The sequence below is a fragment of the Pontibacter sp. H249 genome, from assembly GCF_037892465.1.
In the GTDB taxonomy this organism is placed as follows: domain Bacteria; phylum Bacteroidota; class Bacteroidia; order Cytophagales; family Hymenobacteraceae; genus Pontibacter.
The window spans coordinates 90,711-107,155 of sequence record NZ_JBBKTR010000012.1 but is presented as its reverse complement, the minus strand read 5'-3'; the positions used below and the strand labels follow the sequence as shown (position 1 = coordinate 107,155).

Annotated in this window: 18 protein-coding genes; 5 read left to right on the top strand and 13 right to left on the bottom strand. The window is 46.1% G+C overall.

The features are described 5' to 3' along the window. Positions 1-92 precede the first annotated feature (92 nt). From WG943_RS15005 to WG943_RS14980, 6 genes are all read right to left on the bottom strand, one after another. Positions 93-1,184 carry a glycosyltransferase gene (locus tag WG943_RS15005; RefSeq protein WP_340410251.1) on the bottom strand — a complete coding sequence of 364 codons (1,092 nt, stop codon included), beginning with the start codon at positions 1,182-1,184 and terminating at the stop codon, positions 93-95. Continuing rightward, a complete protein-coding gene (locus WG943_RS15000; protein WP_340410250.1) occupies positions 1,181-1,819 on the bottom strand; it encodes a polysaccharide deacetylase family protein in 639 nt (212 codons plus the stop codon). The genes WG943_RS15005 and WG943_RS15000 overlap by 4 nt, the downstream gene beginning before the upstream one ends. A gap of 104 nt (positions 1,820-1,923) precedes the next feature. After that, positions 1,924-3,147: a GAF domain-containing SpoIIE family protein phosphatase gene (locus WG943_RS14995; protein WP_340410249.1), complete on the bottom strand. Its 1,224-nt coding sequence runs from the start codon at positions 3,145-3,147 to the stop codon at positions 1,924-1,926. 315 nt (positions 3,148-3,462) lie between these two features. Continuing rightward, entirely contained in the window at positions 3,463-3,720 is a 258-nt protein-coding gene (locus tag WG943_RS14990) for a hypothetical protein (RefSeq protein ID WP_340410248.1), read from the bottom strand. Further along, positions 3,717-4,934, bottom strand: a complete 1,218-nt coding sequence (locus tag WG943_RS14985; RefSeq protein ID WP_340410246.1) for a glycosyltransferase — start codon at positions 4,932-4,934, stop codon at positions 3,717-3,719. Before WG943_RS14985 ends, WG943_RS14990 begins: the two co-directional genes overlap by 4 nt. After that, positions 4,847-5,836, bottom strand: a complete 990-nt coding sequence (locus WG943_RS14980; RefSeq protein ID WP_340410245.1) for a lysylphosphatidylglycerol synthase domain-containing protein — start codon at positions 5,834-5,836, stop codon at positions 4,847-4,849. The genes WG943_RS14985 and WG943_RS14980 overlap by 88 nt, the downstream gene beginning before the upstream one ends. Positions 5,837-5,861: 25 nt before the next feature. Here WG943_RS14980 and ruvC point away from each other — a divergent pair, with 25 nt between their 5' ends. The 4 genes from ruvC to WG943_RS14960 all read left to right on the top strand — a co-directional run bounded on the left by ruvC (position 5,862) and on the right by WG943_RS14960 (position 9,337). Next, entirely contained in the window at positions 5,862-6,434 is a 573-nt protein-coding gene (gene ruvC, locus WG943_RS14975) for a crossover junction endodeoxyribonuclease RuvC (protein ID WP_340410243.1), read from the top strand. Positions 6,435-6,719: 285 nt separating this feature from the next. Continuing rightward, complete coding sequence (locus tag WG943_RS14970; protein WP_340410241.1) at positions 6,720-7,538, top strand: MlaE family ABC transporter permease; 819 nt, start codon at positions 6,720-6,722, stop codon at positions 7,536-7,538. Beyond that, complete coding sequence (locus WG943_RS14965; RefSeq protein ID WP_340410239.1) at positions 7,538-8,317, top strand: ABC transporter ATP-binding protein; 780 nt, start codon at positions 7,538-7,540, stop codon at positions 8,315-8,317. Before WG943_RS14970 ends, WG943_RS14965 begins: the two co-directional genes overlap by 1 nt. Next, on the top strand, positions 8,318-9,337 hold the full coding sequence (locus WG943_RS14960; protein ID WP_340410237.1) for an MlaD family protein: 1,020 nt from the start codon (positions 8,318-8,320) through the stop codon (positions 9,335-9,337). It begins immediately after the preceding gene. 204 nt (positions 9,338-9,541) lie between these two features. On the opposite strand, the gene WG943_RS14955 is transcribed toward WG943_RS14960, so the two are convergent. From WG943_RS14955 to rsmA, 7 genes are all read right to left on the bottom strand, one after another. Next, positions 9,542-9,940, bottom strand: a complete 399-nt coding sequence (locus WG943_RS14955) for an HIT family protein (protein ID WP_340410236.1) — start codon at positions 9,938-9,940, stop codon at positions 9,542-9,544. A gap of 2 nt (positions 9,941-9,942) precedes the next feature. Next, the gene (gene greA / locus WG943_RS14950) at positions 9,943-10,416 is read right to left on the bottom strand and encodes a transcription elongation factor GreA (RefSeq protein WP_340410234.1); all 474 of its coding nucleotides are present in this window, start codon (positions 10,414-10,416) and stop codon (positions 9,943-9,945) included. Between the two features lie 300 nt (positions 10,417-10,716). Beyond that, positions 10,717-11,148: a GNAT family N-acetyltransferase gene (locus WG943_RS14945; RefSeq protein WP_340410232.1), complete on the bottom strand. Its 432-nt coding sequence runs from the start codon at positions 11,146-11,148 to the stop codon at positions 10,717-10,719. Between the two features lie 57 nt (positions 11,149-11,205). Beyond that, the gene (locus WG943_RS14940) at positions 11,206-12,138 is read right to left on the bottom strand and encodes an NAD(P)-dependent oxidoreductase (protein ID WP_340410230.1); all 933 of its coding nucleotides are present in this window, start codon (positions 12,136-12,138) and stop codon (positions 11,206-11,208) included. A gap of 28 nt (positions 12,139-12,166) precedes the next feature. After that, on the bottom strand, positions 12,167-12,700 hold the full coding sequence (locus WG943_RS14935; RefSeq protein ID WP_340410228.1) for a hypothetical protein: 534 nt from the start codon (positions 12,698-12,700) through the stop codon (positions 12,167-12,169). Between the two features lie 3 nt (positions 12,701-12,703). Further along, positions 12,704-14,059 carry a magnesium transporter gene (mgtE, locus tag WG943_RS14930; protein WP_340410227.1) on the bottom strand — a complete coding sequence of 452 codons (1,356 nt, stop codon included), beginning with the start codon at positions 14,057-14,059 and terminating at the stop codon, positions 12,704-12,706. A gap of 1 nt (position 14,060) precedes the next feature. Next, the gene (rsmA, locus tag WG943_RS14925; protein WP_340410225.1) at positions 14,061-14,846 is read right to left on the bottom strand and encodes a 16S rRNA (adenine(1518)-N(6)/adenine(1519)-N(6))-dimethyltransferase RsmA; all 786 of its coding nucleotides are present in this window, start codon (positions 14,844-14,846) and stop codon (positions 14,061-14,063) included. A 160-nt stretch (positions 14,847-15,006) separates the two neighbouring features. On the opposite strand from rsmA, the gene WG943_RS14920 reads away from it, so the two are divergent. Next, complete coding sequence (locus WG943_RS14920; RefSeq protein WP_340410223.1) at positions 15,007-16,440, top strand: leucyl aminopeptidase family protein; 1,434 nt, start codon at positions 15,007-15,009, stop codon at positions 16,438-16,440. The last annotated feature ends 5 nt before the right edge of the window (positions 16,441-16,445 follow it).

Here is a 16,445-nt window from a genome sequence, read left to right as displayed (position 1 = left end):
ATTCTTAGCGGTTCAGAAAATTTACCGCAAGGGCACAAAGAGAGCGCAAGGGGCGTAAAACACAAAGCCTCACCTATTTAAAAATAAGCTTCTTAATACTCCCGGCCCTTCCAAATAGTCTTTACTGGCAGGTAGTAAAACACCAGCAGAACGATAGAGGTTATCACAAGGTAAATCTCAAAGATAAAGTACTCCCACCAGGCTGCGGAACGACCAAGCCGGCGAAGGCATACGTGCAGGTATAAGCTCTGCATAAGCAATTTAACGATAAACACAGCGAACACTACCCCCGCCGAAGTATGGAAACCAAATGGCAGCAACACCGGGTAGTAAGCCGAGTGCAGTATCAGGATGATAACCATGTACACAGGTAGGTGCATAGAACCTTTCATCCAACGTTTGCGCTGGTGTATGAACTGGTTAAAGCCTATTGCCGGTGTAGAAAGTGCGAGAACTTCGCTGCTGTACACATTCCGGTAACTCCAACCTTTCTCCAATATTTTGTTAAAAATGGCGATATCTTCAGTGATCGAAAACGCTATACTTTCAAAACCTCCCACATCGTCGTAAGCTTTACGGCGCAGTAGCATGTTATTACCCATGGCGGTAACGGGCAGGTTCAGGTCCGATACCACCTGCATCAGCCCCAGCGCATACAGCCAGTCCAGGGCCTGCAGCCTTGCAAACAAGTTGTGTTCCTGCGTGGTGGTGATGCCTGTCACTACGCCCACACCCTCTTTTAAAGCACTCAGCATGCCCTTTAACCAAGTAGGCGGCACAGCAATGTCGGCATCGGTGTAAAAAAAGAAATCGCTTGTTGCCATTCTGGATAGCTGTGCCAGCACGTTCTGTTTGCCCTTTAGCTGACCAATAGTTTCGGTAATGGTAATGCAAGTATAGTTTGGCTTATCGTGTATGAAAGCCTCTATTGCTTCCAGCGTCCTGTCGGTGCTGCCGTCGTTTCCTATTAGTACTTCAATTTTATCTTTTGGATAATTGAGGGCGTTAATGGCGGTAAGGCAGCGGGTAATGGTGTGTTCCTCGTTTCGGGCAGCGATAAGTATGCTGATGTGGGGCAGTTGTTTGGGCTCGAAAGTATAGCGTTTACGGTTGATCAGCAGAAGAACCAACAGCGCCAGGAAAAGGGTAAAAAAAAGTATAAAATAGGCTACAGATACGATCATAGGGTTTTGAAGGTGTAGCCTAGCCTGGTAAAGTGCTCCAGGTACCGTGGCAGGGCATACACCATGTTTCGTTTTGCTTTCAGGCTGTCGTGGAATACGATGATACTGCCGTTTTGGGTGCTTTGGATTGATTTACGCAGGCACTTTTCCGGGGAAAGGCTGTTGTCGTAGTCGTTGGTAAGCACATCCCACATGATGATCTCATACTTACTCAGCAGCTGCTTAGCCTGGTTCTGGGTAATACGGCCATAAGGTGGCCTGTAAAGCGGCTTTGCGCTGCTCCCTGAAGTATACTTTTCCAGTTCCTGCTGGCACAGCGCCACATTCTCTAAGTATGGCTGCAACTCAGCGCGCCAACCGTTCAGATGGTTAAAAGTATGGTTTGCCAGCACATGCCCTTGCCGCAGTATCTGTGCTGCTATTTCCGGATACTTCTGCACATTATCGCCCACACAAAAGAAAGTAGCTTTGGCATTAAACTGCTGCAATTGCTCCAGCACCCAAGGCGTTGCCTCCGGTATTGGCCCATCATCAAATGTAAGGTATAAGATTTTATCCTGCACAACCTCTCGCTGCCAAGTATACTTAGGCAACAGCTTTTTAAGTAAGACAGGAGTCTTGTAAAGGCGGATCAAAACTTGATTGTTGGTCTTTAATTGTTAATTGCTAGACCTGCAAAGATAGTACACTTATGTACATTCACTTCAACAATGCAGCTATTAACAATCAGCAATTAAACTTACTTAAACCTGCACGAAAGCAACGTAATATCGTCGTTCAGGGCAGCTTCTTCGTTGTAGAGGTTTATTTCACGGAGCAGCTGCAGGTGCAGCATTTTGGAGCTCAGGAAGCGGTTGCGCTGCATAAATTCGATACAGCCCTCCACACCAAACTCTGCCTCGTCCTCGTCAAAAACTTCTGTAAGGCCGTCGGTATAGCAAAGCAGAACGGCATTACGAGGGATAGTAGTACGCGTTACATTCATAAAAGGCAACACATCAAATACTCCCAACATAGTACAGCCTTCATTTAACAAGCGGTGTGTATTGTCTTCGTATAGCAAGATTGGGGAATTATGACCGGCGTTAACGTAGCACATCTCCCTGGTTTTGCGGTTGTACAAGGCCAGGAACATGGTCACAAATTTCTCGGCAATAGCATTGCGGTAGATCAGGTTGTTCAGTTCGGCTACTACAGTATTCAGGTCTGAGGTTTGCCGAAGTATGGTTCGCAGGCCAGCTTGGAAATTAGACATCAGCAGTGACGCCGGCACGCCTTTACCCGACACATCGGCTACACAGAACACAAAGTTATCAGGATCTATTTCGATGAAATCGTAGTAATCGCCGCCAATGGAGGAATGCGGAATATAGCTGGCATAAATGGCTACGTCCTTATCGTTGGGCAGCGACTTCGGGAAAAGCATCGATTGTACTTCGCGGGCAATCTCTATCTCGCGGCGAATGGATTCCTGGGCCAAACGCTGGCGCGCCATTTTGTGATTCTCTATCGCCACCAGCATAATGTTGGAAACCGTCTGCACAAAGTTTAGCGCCTCCATATTGGTATGGTAAGGTTGCGTTTTACCGATCATCACAAAGGCCAGTACCTTTCCGTTGTGGAAGATAGGTATCACGATCTCAAAGGCACGCCACTTTTTCTCTACGCTTAGTTTAGAGGTACGCGTGATTTCTTTGATGTCTAATATGGCCTCCGGTATTTCCTGCTTTGTAAAGTCCTGCTCAGTACCAAAACATACTTTGCACTCCCATTTGTCGTCGTGCACGAACAGCACTAAGCGGCTGATTTGCAGCTGGGCAAGCAGCGTGAAACGGTAAATTTTATAGAGTGCCGGCTCTGGCAGGTTATCGTTAATGGCCTGCGTTATTTCAAGCAAAGCCGATAATTCCAGCTTCTTCAGGTTAAGTTCCTGCTGTATACTTGGTAAGGTTGCTTCAGCCATTTTAATTATCTGTAAATTAGATTAGTTGCGTTGACGGTACGTTGTTTAACAGGTGAAAGCCCGTGCCAGCAGACTAATGCTTATACTTGGTAAAATTAATAAAAAAAGAGCAGCCATTGCGCCAATCAGCCGAAAACCTTTGTCCCCTCATACCTTACCACAGTGCTGTTGGTTACAAGTTTGCACATTAAAACCATCTGCTGCAAACCTGGCTATTGCGGTAACACTGAACACCCTGAAATGTTTAGCAGCAGGAGCCAGAAAAAACTCTTCCCACCTAGTATTTCCAGCATATTTGCTATACTTCCTGAGAAATCAAACAGAGTTATGCACCACCAGACCGGCCTTTGTGGCCAGGTAAAAGTAATCGTGGCAGTGGCGCCCGAAAGATGCTTCGTCATACTCGTGCTCTGTGTCCTGGTCAGGGTACAGAATCTTTACATATCCCTTCTTAATAAGTGTCTGCAACGCAGCACATATCTCGCTATCAGTTAAGGACAAAGTTCTTTTAAGGTCAGGGTAAGAAACCACAAAGTATAGCTCGTCCAGTATATCGAATTCGTGTTCGCTCATGAGTTTCGGATTGATCGTCCTTTCCAACGGTACCTGCCAAACAGGCCGCCTATGCCGGTAAGCACCACGTAGGGTACATACACAAGTTGCAGGGGCAGCATATGCCAGATGTATCCACGTTTGTTCAGGAAACCTAGTATACGTTCTAAAAATAAGAAATCTATTACAAACTTGATAAAATATGCAGCTGCAAATACAAGCAGTGGCAAATGCCCGAAAAGCAGCAACGGGATGCTCAGGAAGAGCAAGAAATTAACTACAAAAACAGTCAAAGCCACTAGCTGCACATTTATACTCTGGTAGGCGCGCCACTTACTTGCCCACCTAACCCGCTGCGACAAAAAGGAAATTAGCGTTTTACGCACATCTGTATAAACTATAGCTTTAGTATTTTTTAGAAAGATGGCTTTACCCGGATACTGCTGATGAATCTTGTGCAGCAGGAATTCGTCGTCGCCGCTTGCTATGCCATCGTTACCGGCAAACCCTCCTACCTGCTCAAAAATAAACTTAGGATACGCCAGATTAGCGCCATTACACATATTTGGCCTGTTTAATGCAAGAGAGCCCCCTCCTATTCCTATCAAACTGGCAAACTCTACCAACTGCATCTTATCAAACATTGTGTGCGTATGCTGGAAAGAAACAGGCCCGCTGATAAAGTATGGCTGCTTTGTTTCATAAGTATAAGCATACTGTTTCAGCCATTCCGGGCCTACGCGGCAGTCACCGTCGGTTAGCACCAGCAACTCGCCTCCTGCCTGTTCCACGCCATACTTTACTGCCCCTTTCTTCATACTTATACCTGCCACCCTATCAAGCTCCAACACATTTAAACTCATTGTGGAACCTAACTTGTATTGATGTATTAGTTGAAGTGTCTCGTCGGTAGAATGATCATCAATTACCAACACCTCATATAGCTCTTTAGAATACGTTTGCGCCTCCAGGTCTTGTAGTAAGGCTACAATGTTGGCCGCCTCGTTGCGCACCGGCACAATAACTGATATAGCGGTTACAGGAGTATAGTTTTCGGGAACAGCAGTAGCAGCCATTCGTACCCAGGCCACCAGCCGGCGCAGCACCACCCAGGCATAGGCAAGCAGCGAAAGTGACAGTAGCCAGATCATGCGGGTACTCCTTTCCGGGCAAGGCGCAGGCGCAGCACAAAGTATAAACCCACCGCACTTGGCACCGCTATGTTTAGCAGCCATAAGCTAAGGCTGGCACTAAGCACATGCAGCCTCCCCTCCCCTAGCAGCCCAAACAGGTACATAGCCGATAGCTCCCGCACCCCCAGGTCAGAGAGCAGGCTAACTGAAGGCACCACCGACTTCAGAAAGAAAGTACCAGCCACGCCACTTACATACTCCAGCGGGTTTAGCCGCACGCCAAAAAGTATAAGCAAAAGTATAAACTGCATTAAAAACGCAAAGTACCTGCCCAGCGATAGCAGCAACAGCCGGGTAATCTCCGCAGAAGTATACTCCCCCATCACCGACACATACTGCACGAAGCGGCGCAACGGTTTAATGGCTGCCACCACGGCCACCATAGCTTTGGCATGGTACAGCAGCACCAGCATAGCGGTGCTAATGGCCAATAGCAGGAAAACAACGCTTAGCGACACTCCCGGATACTGTACCCAGTAAAACCGAAGTATAAAGTATAGCAGCCCCAGCGAGCCTACCAGCACCGTTGCCACCAGTTGGCAAAATCGGCCAATAAAAATTGCTCCGATGGCCTCTAACCTCTGCTTGCTTTTTAGCTCCAGCACACGGCCAGCATAATCGCCAAGGCGGTTGGGAGTGATAAAACCTAGCGTAAGCCCCACCATGACCGAACGGTAAGCCCGGGTGTAAGAGATCGGCTCAAGTTTACAGCCTAGCAGTTGCCACTTCTTTGCTTCAAAGCCCCAATTGATTGGTATTAGTATAGCCACTAGTATAAGCAAGCCGGTAAGCGAACTATTAATGGCTGTTTGCAGGATTTGCCTCCAGCTAAGAAAAGTATCGGGGGCGGTAAAAATAGTTTGGTATAGCAGAAAGAGCGTGAGCAGCAGCACCAGTATTTTACCGGTGAGCAAAAGGAACCTTCTGTTTGGATTAATGTTCAAGATATTATCTTAATTTTGTAGCCTTATGGTTTACTCTTCTGCACTTCCTCCTAATAAACTTATACTTGGCATCGACCCCGGCACGCAGGTGATGGGCTACGGCCTTATAGAAGTTACTGGTTCTAAAGTACAAGTGGTGCAGTACGGCGTAATTCACCTGAAAAGCTACAGCAACCACGCCATCAAGTTAAAGAAAATTTTTGACCGCATGATACAGCTCATCGACGAGTACCTGCCCGACGAGCTGGCCATCGAGTCGCCTTTCTTTGGAGTAAACGTGCAAAGTATGCTAAAGCTGGGGCGTGCCCAAGGGGTAGCCATTGCCGCTGCTCTCTCCCGCGACATCCCTTACGTGGAGTATGCGCCTAAAAAAGTAAAGCAATCGGTAACTGGCAACGGTAACGCCTCTAAAGAACAGGTGGCCAGCATGCTGGTGCAGATCCTGAAGATACAACCCGACCCTAAGATGTTTGATGCCACTGATGCCTTGAGTGTTGCCCTTTGCCACCATTACCAGAAAGGCAACAATGCCAAACAAGGCGGCAAATCCTGGAAAGTATTCCTAACAGACAACCCTGACAGGGTAGCTGGCCTGTAAAATTACCTAGCCATTGGCAAAAAGAAAGTCTTTGCTATAATAGCATTACACAACAACTTCATTTCTTGCAACTTCTGTAAGACAGCTTTCCTTTATAAAAACAAACTGATGTTTCAACAAGCATAAGCTTCTGAAAATATTTCGCTGTTTTGTAAAAATTCCTACCTTTCTTTCGTAAGGCTTAAGCAAGCCCTGTAAAATCTAGTCCGGCTTGTTAAAAAATAAAAGTACTTTTGTCTTTGTTCTTGTTAACACAAAAGCACGAATGGGCTCTAAATAGTATAAATGGATTTAGACGATAATAAAACGGGAAGTGTCCGTACCCGACGCAAATTCGTTACCACCCGCAGGCTCGACAAAATATTTGTAGAGCTGGCAAAGGTATACCGTTTCAATGCGCGGTTCTTCAAAGAAGTATGGTTCCCTCCTTACGAATTTAAAGAAATTATTAAGCAATGTTATGAAATTGGTGTGCGCTCGCTGCCACTTATCTCCTTAACAGGCTTTATTATTGGTATTGTATTTACAAACCAGTCGCGCCCCTCTCTTGCCGGCTTTGGTGCCACCTCTTTACTGCCTGCGCTTATTTCTGTAGCTATTATCAGGGCAATTGGGCCGCTGGTAACGGCACTTATCGCTGCAGGCAGGGTTGGTTCTGCCATTGGCGCCGAGTTGGGCTCTATGCGTGTTACCGAGCAGATTGACGCCATGGAGGTTTCGGCCACTAACCCATTTAAGTTTTTGGTGGTAAGCAGGGTGCTGGCATCCACGCTGATGATTCCGGCGTTAACCATGTACACTACACTTGTTTCGTTGCTAGGCGGTTACCTTAACGTGCACCAAAACGAGCTTACAACCCTTACCACTTTCTTTTACCAGGTGTTCGACGCCATTACCTTCCTGGATATTATTGCCTCCTCAGTAAAGTCGGTGATATTCGGTTTTACCATTGGTATGGTTGGCTGCTACAAAGGGTATCATTCGTCTAAGGGTACAGAGGGTGTGGGTAAGGCAGCTAACTCGTCGGTGGTAACGGCTATGTTCCTGATCTTTATCGAAGAACTGCTCATAATGCAGGTTGTTAACGCGATAAGAGCATTTTAATGGAGGCAAAAGAAGTAAATCCGAATATAGATAGAAACGAAAAAGTGATTTCTATCCGGGGCCTCAAAAAAGCATTCGACGATTTTGAGGTACTCAAAGGCGTGGACCTGGACCTGTTTAAAGGTGAGAACCTGGTGGTGTTAGGACGTTCAGGCACAGGCAAATCCGTATTAATAAAAATAATATCCGGACTGCTGCAAGCCGACGAGGGAACAGTAAACGTTTTAGGCCGGGAGGTGGGCAAACTTACCCCTAAGGAGCTGGACGCACTACGGCTTAAGATCGGGTTCTCTTTCCAGAACAGTGCCCTTTACGATAGTATGACGGTGCGGGAAAACCTGGAGTTTCCGTTGGTAAGGCATGCTAAAGAGATGACAGAAGCGGACCGCGACCGGATTATACGCTTTGTGCTGGAGGCAGTGGGGCTGTCGCAGGCTATTAACCAGATGCCGTCGGAGCTTTCTGGTGGTCAGCGTAAACGCATAGGCATTGCCCGTACCCTTATCCTGAAGCCGGATATTATGCTCTATGATGAGCCGACAGCCGGCCTTGACCCGATTACAAGTATAGAAATCAACAAGCTGATAAACGAAGTTCAGCGTAGGTTTAATACATCCTCCATCATCATCACCCACGACCTTACCTGTGCACGTGCCGTAGGAGACAGAGTAGTGATGCTACTAGATGGCCAGTTTCAGCGCCAGGGTACGTTTGAGGATGTGTTTGATACAAACGATGAACGCGTACAAGCTTTTTATAACTACAACTTTATAGACTAGATGAGTTCTGCAAATAATAAACGTACTGTTATAGTAGGCATTTTCACTTTTCTGGCGATCGTGATTCTGATAGCCGGCATTTTTACGCTGGCCGGTCAGCAGAAGCGCTTGATCAGCACCATAGCTGTTACTGCCATATTTGATGATGTAGCCGGTTTAAGAACTGGAAACAATGTGTGGTTTTCGGGTGTAAAGATTGGTACCATTAAATCCATTAACCTATATGGCGACTCCCAGGTAGAAGTTACCATGAGCATTGAGGAGAAAGTGCAGGAGTACATCCGGAAGAACGCCGTTGCCCGCATCAGCTCCGAAAGTTTTATCGGCAACAAAAACATTGTAATTGACGGCGGCACACAGTCAGCTGCCCCTATACAGGATGGCGACCGAATTACAGCCGTAAGCCCACTAAACACCGATGACTTGATGGAGAAACTGCAGCAGAACAACGAGAACCTGGTAGCCATCACCAGCGATTTTAAGCAGATCACATCCAGATTAGTACGCGGAGAAGGCACTATAGGCGCTATACTTACCGACTCAGTAATGGCTGACAACCTCCGTGCCATGGTAGCTAACCTGCAACAAACCTCCAGAAGAACCGTGGCCGCCTCTAACGAGTTATCAAGGTTTACTTCCAAGCTTAACAGTAAAGATGGACTAGCTAACCAAATTGCTACCGATACGGTGGTGTATAGCAGGCTCCGTTCTTCTATGGCTGAGCTGAATGAGGCAACTACTGCCGCAGCGGCCATGATGGAGACTTTAGAGAGCACAAGCAAGCAGCTAAATAACCAGAACAATGCGGTTGGGGTATTACTATCAGACCAGCAGTTTGCTCGCCAACTACAACGCACGATGCAAAACCTTGAAACCAGTTCACAGAAGTTTGACCAGAACATGGAGGCCCTGCAAAGCAATATCCTTTTTAGAGGCTTTTTCAGAAGGCAGGCAAAAGAGGAGGAGAAGTTAAAAGAGCAACAGCAGCAAGCACAACCTGATACTTTAAACCAGCAGTAAGTTCACAGTCTTACATTATTGTTGATAAGCAGCAATGGTAGGGATGCAGCATTTTTAGACTTACAATGCTATAATAACTCATATTGCAAACCTGATACTGAATTAGGTTAAACCAAGGCTAAGACGAATTATTAAAAGCTATAAAAAAGAGGCGGGGCAGATTACTTATCTGCCCCGCCTCTTTTTTATACTTAATGGGTAGCACTAAATGTGGTACTCTGCTCGAATTTTTTCGGCTACTTCTTCCATTTCTTCTTTACTGAACTCCTTCTTGTTGGCAAAGTTCATGTCTTGCATGCTGTTTAGCGGGATAAGGTGCACATGAGCGTGCGGAACCTCTAACCCTACAACAGCCACGCCTACCCTATTGCAGGGCACTGCTCTTTTCAAGGCCTTGGCCACTTCTTTAGAGAATGCCATTAGGCCAAGGTAAAGGTCATCGTTCAGGTCAAAAATATAGTCGATTTGCTCCTTCGGTATTACTAAAGTATGGCCTTTGGCTGTCGGAAAAACATCCAGAAAGGCAAGGAAACGCTCATTCTCTGCTATTTTATAAGCAGGAATCTCACCTTTCACAATTTTAGTAAATATCGAAGGTTCCATAGTTATCGGCTAATTTCTAAAATCTCAAACTCAATTTTACCGGCAGGAATTGTAATCTCGGCAACATCGCCAACTGATTTACCAAGCAAGCCCTTACCAATCGGTGACTTAACAGATAATTTGCCTGCTGCCAGGTCTGCTTCCTCCTCTGCCACTAAAGTATAGTCTACTACCATATTGTTCTTAAGGTTCTTTATTTTAACCTTAGAAAGTATAAGTGCCTTACTGGCATCCAGGTTAGACTCGTCTATCAGACGGGCATTGCCTACGATCTCCTCCATTTTGGCGATCTTGAGTTCCAGGTGGCCCTGGGCATCTTTAGCAGCGTCGTATTCTGCGTTCTCGCTAAGGTCACCTTTGTCGCGTGCCTCAGCCAGTTGGCGCGCAACCTCAGAGCGGCCTTTTGTCTTGAGCTCAGCCAGTTCGTCTTTCAGTTTCTGCAAACCTTCTGCTGTGTAATAAGAAATGTTGCTCATAGTTATGTTATCACGTTTAAAACACAAAAGCAAAAAGAACGGTTATGGCGTGCATAACCGTTCTTTTTGCCAAATATGTAAATTTATTTAATTCTTTTCCAGTGTGGCGGCAGGTATCGTTAAACCGGCTGCCAAAGTTTTTGCATAAGCACCAACTTCTGTTCTACATAAGGGCCACGAGCTACTCTCCTTGGCCTCGACTTAGGCAAATATACAAATTTTAATACACAAGAAACAATAGCTAGTATATGTATCTTTTTACGGTTTAAGTTAAACTATAGCCATAAATTATTGCAGAATTTATACTTGCTGCCGCAACAACAAGGTAGGCTGCGGATAGGCCTGCTGGCACCATTCCCACTTTTGAATTATCTCTTCAGGCACTTGATCAACACTAGCCACAGCAGCAAAGCCACGGGCAATATAAAAGCTTTGCAGGTGGGCAAATGGCAGGCAGTAAATTGTTTTGTTTTCTGTTTGCCGCAGTAAGTATAAAACCAGTTGTTTGGCTAGCCCCAGCCCTCTGTAGCCATCACTTACATACATTCCGCCTAACTCCAGGTTATCTTTATTTATAGTTACCAAACGGCCTACACCTGCACGTGCACCCTCTACTTCTGCTATCGCAATAACCTCCCGCTCATATACAGAGTGTTTAAACTGTATTTTATCGTATTGCTCGTTTACCCAAGTCAGTTCTTCTGGGGCTGCATTTCTGATGAGGATGTTCATAAGATTAGAGAAGCCAAAGTATAAACTTGTTACTACAAAGGTTGCGCTAACGTTTAGTTATACTTTCAGCAGACTTCTGATCTTCTCCACCAGCACCTCATTTATTTTTATATAAGATTCATGCGTCCAGCCTGCGATGTGTGGGGTTAGAATTACATTGCTGGCTTGAGCAAGATACTGGAAATTCTGTAGCTGCTTTTCTGTTAAAGTATTGAGTTTCTCGTTTTCCAGTACATCCAGGGCTGCACCTTTTATACTTTTAGCTTTTAGATGCTCTACTACGGCTGCCAGATCTGCCACATCGCCGCGCGAAGTGTTCAGAAACCAGATCGGCTTCTGGAAACCGGCAAAAAAGGCATCATCAGCGAAATTCAGGTTTTCGTGAATGTATGGGATATGCAGGCTTACGACATCGGCCTTCTGCTGTAGTTCCTCCAGCATTACAGCCTCAGCCGGTGCAGCAACCTTTTCTGGTGCATACCGATCGTAGGCAAGAATGCGGCAGCCAAAACTACTTAGCACTTTGGCAAAGCTTTGCCCCATGTTTCCGTAGCCGATAATGCCCACTGTTTTGCCGCTTAGCTCTTCCCCCCTGTTTTCTTCACGCAGCCATACTTTATTACGTACTTCTATATCGCCACGCACAACATTGCGCATTAGGGATATAAGCAATCCTAATGCAAACTCCCCTACTGCCTGTCGGTTTCCTTCGTTGGCCCCGATCAAGGCTATATTTCTCTCCTGCAGTGCATCTGCATCAATGTTATCAACGCCGGCACCAGCCCGGGCCACAAATTTAAGTTTATCAGCATGCTTCAGTGTATCAGCCGTGATTCGCATCTTGCTACGCACTATTAAGCCATCAAAACTTGCCAGTGCCTCACATACATCAGCAGGGGTAATTTTTGGTCTGTAATCAGCCTCCATCCCTATACTTTCCAGCATCGGAAATATACTAGGGTGAATCTCGTCGATGATAAGAATACGCATGCTTAATCAAACTTAGCTTTATGAATTGTCAGGAAACTGTTGAACGAGCATTTTTAAAGTAAACTTTCATGTTTACTCCATGGTCCATAAGCTCATTAAGAACAGTTTTTAGGGCATTTTGATGTTGCTCCGACTCAATGTAAAAGGGAAATTCATATGCTTTACCTCTCTGCCTAAATCGAACATGATTGTTCACTCCTCTCACTGTAGAAACTGTGTAAGCAGTTACCTTTTTCTCTCCGTCATAGTCTCTAACCTCTATGAGCAAGTCCTCTATCTCTCTAAAAGGATATTCTCTTCCGCAAACTAAAATACTGTCGGTTTTTATAATCAGATATCTTCCTAAATATCCATTAAGCTCTTGCCTACCACTATCGTAATAATACCTTTGAAAATTAAATAATGCTGCGGAAGCCAAAAGAAATGGGATTGAGTACCACTCATCTGTATTAAGTAGATATACTATCAAACCACATAAAAGTAATATTAGGCTGTAACCGGATAGGTCAGGCTTTCCACGCCTAGCTACATACACTCTCGTTTGAAAAAGAGCATTTGCCATTTTCTACAAACTATACAGCAAATGTGCTACACCAAAGTAGATAGTTAAGCCCAGTAAATCGTTGGCTGTGGTGATAAAAGGACCAGCGGCCACGGCGGGGTTTATTCCAAATTTATCAAGAACCATAGGAGTGATGGTGCCCATTAGTGATGCTAGCATAACTACAGAGAAAAGCGCCACCGAAACCACTATAGACAAAGTGAAGTCGTTTCTGAAGAGGTAAGTAAAGCTGAACACCAGTATCGAAATGATCAGGGCGTTGAGCAGGGCTACCAGCACCATCTTAAAAATACGCTGGGCAAAGTTCTCGAACATCACCGCATTAGATGATAATGTCTGGATGATGATGGATGAAGACTGTATACCAACGTTACCGCCTGTTGCCGTGATAAGCGGTACAAAAAGCGCCAGGGCCGGAAGTATGGCAATGTCTTTTTCGAAGAAGCCCATAAATTGTGCAGCCAGCAAACCTCCCACCATACCAATGATCAGCCAGGGCAAACGTGAACGGGAGATACGGAACACGCTATCGTCCTCTTCCACATTTTCGGAGATACCCGTCATCAACTGGCGGCTCAACTCGGCTTGTTCCTGCATTACGTCTACCACGTCGTCGATGGTGATGCGGCCCAGCAGCCTGCCCTGTATGTTTACCACGGGTATAGCCTCCAGGTCATACTTCTGCATCACGCTTACCACTTCGTTCTCATCCCTGAACGATTCGATAGAAATTACATCTTCGCTGTAAATATCTTTTACCAGCTTATCGTCTTTAGAAAGAAGTAACGCTTTCACACTCACGCGGCCTACCAGTATATCGCGGTTATCCACCACATACACAGTATAAATGCGTGATACGTCTTCAGCCTGTCTCCTGATCTCCTCAATACACTGCCTTACGCGCCAGTTCAGGTTTACTTTGATAAGCTCTTTTGCCATCAGACCACCTGCACAGTCTTCTTCGTAGTGCAGCAGGTCCAGGATGTCTTTGGCCTTCTCCTCGTTCTCAATTAAAGCGATTACCTCCTCCCGTGTCTGCACCGATTGCTCGTTCAGAATATCCACGGCATCATCCGAGTGCATCAAGTTGATGTAGCGGGCAATTTCAGCACTTGTAAAATAATCGAGGAAGTCTTCGCGGATGTCATAATCTAAGTCGCTAAGTATCTCAGCTCCCACCTCCGGCGGCAGCAGGTCCATCACATACTTCGACTCGTTGGCATCCAGTTCGTAGAGCACCGTGGTAATATCGGCCGGGTGCATGTCGCTCATTGTACTTAGGATAAAGTCATTATCCTTACGTTCAATGGCCTCCTCTACCTGCTCAATAAAATCACGTGTAATCTCTAGCTGCTGCATACTATGGCTGTATATTCTGCTCTATTAGTTGGGTCAATTGTACAAAGTCCTGCACCGAAAGCTGCTCGGCGCGTTTGTCGAAAACGGGCTGTACCGTTACTTCTGGCGGCAAGTTATAACTTCGGAGTGAGTTACGAAGCGTTTTGCGTCTTGTTCCGAAACTTAATTTAACTACCTGAAAAAACAGTTTCTCGTTACAAGCCAGCTTTTCTACCTCGTTTCGCACCAGGCTAATTACAGCAGACTTTACCTTAGGCGGCGGGTTAAACACCTTCTCTCCTACGGTAAACTTATAATCTATCTTATAAAATGCCTGCAGCAATACGCTAAGTATACCATAGGTTTTAGAACCCGGAGGCGCGGCTATGCGCTCTGCTACTTCCTTCTGTATCATACACACTACCTCCGGCACAACATCGCGCTGCTCCAGCACTTTAAAAAATATCTGGCTCGAGATGTTATAAGGGAAGTTACCGATAATGGCAAAAGGACCGGGAAAAAGCGTGCTCAGATCGGTCTTCAGAAAGTCGGCAGAGATGATGCGGTCCCCCAATGTCGTAAAATGCTCCTGCAGGTACGCAATGGATTCCCTGTCGATGTCTACCACGGTAGTTCTGTACTCCGGGTGTTTAATAAGGTACTGCGTGAGCACCCCCATGCCCGGGCCTATTTCCAATACATCCTTCACGCCGCGGTGCAGGGTAAGCTGCTCCACAATTTTTATGGCGATGTTCTGGTCTACCAGAAAGTGCTGGCCCAAGTGCTTTTTTGGTCTTACGTTACCCACGTTATACTATTTAGGAGCCTGAATCTCAAAAAGTATACTTTTTGGCTCAATCTCGTTATACCTTACATTGTAAAGCCAGCAAAGCTTTAGCAGCATTGCCTGGCTTTTCGCATTACGTATTATACTTACTATATTGCGCACTCAAAGATACGAACGACAAATGCCAACACAACTTAAATACGACACAAGCTTAGCTAAAAATACCGACCTGGCTATAATAATAGCCAAAGATGCGGTTAGCCAGGTGCAGGAATTGCAGCCGGAAGAGCAAAACTATGTGCAGCAGCAGGTAGACCAGGACGCAAAGTTCATAAACCTGAACCGCTACTCGCACCGCGTATACGTGCTGGTAACACCAGAGGCTAAAACCGAAAACCTGAAAAAAGAAGCATTGCGCCAGGCAGGCCATGCATTGTTAAAGCAACTCAAAACTGACAAGGCAGCTCAGGTAACCATACTTGATAAGACCAACTCGCAGGCAAGTTTATACTTGGCCGAGGGTCTATACTTAAGCAACTATCAGCACCTGAAGTATAAAACCAAAGACCCTAAACCGAGCACCTTGCAAACCATCACCATTGCCGACGAAAGTATAAACGCTGAGCAGGTACAGGAACTGGCCAATGTGCTGGAGGCAGTCTATAAAGTACGCGACCTGATAAACGAACCGCACAGCCACCAATCGGCACCGCAGTTTAGCGAGCAGTTGGAGGAAGTGGCAAAGGAAGGCGGCTTTGATATTGAGATACTTGATGAGCTTAGAATACAAAGCCTGAAGATGGGAGGCTTACTGGCTGTAAACCAAGGCAGCGAAGAACCGGCCACCTTTAATATATTAGAGTGGAAACCTGAGAACGCCAAAAACTCAAAGCCCTACGTGCTGGTGGGTAAAGGCGTGGTATACGATACAGGTGGCCTAAGCTTAAAGCCAACGCCGCAGTCAATGGACTACATGAAATCTGATATGGCCGGAGCTGCTGCTGTAACAGGCGTGATCTATGCCGCTGCTAAAAACAAACTGCCTTTACATATTATAGCCTTGATTCCGGCAACAGACAACCGCCCTGGCGGACAGGCAGTAGCTCCAGGCGATGTGATCACGATGCACAACGGCATGACCGTGGAAGTACTCAACACCGATGCCGAAGGCCGTCTTATACTTGCCGATGCTCTTAGCTTTGCCAAAAAGTATAACCCGGAACTAGTAATTGATATGGCTACCCTGACAGGCTCTGCCATGCGCGCCGTGGGTAAAGAGGGCCTGGTAGTAATGGGTACTGCCGGCGAAGAAGTAATGGCTGGACTTAAAGCAGCCGGTGACAATGTGCACGAACGCACCGTGGAATTTCCGTTATGGGATGAGTACAGAAAGCAGCTTGATTCTGACATTGCCGACCTGAAGAACTTAGGTGGCGCAGACGCAGGCCATATCACAGCAGGCAAGTTTTTAGAAGAATTTACAGATTACCCTTGGGTGCACTTTGATATTGCCGGTACGGCCTACCTGCACGCCGAAGACTCTTACAGAGGCAAATTAGCAACAGGCTCAGGCGTACGCTTGGTTTACAATTACCTAAGCGCCCAGGCACGATAAGTATA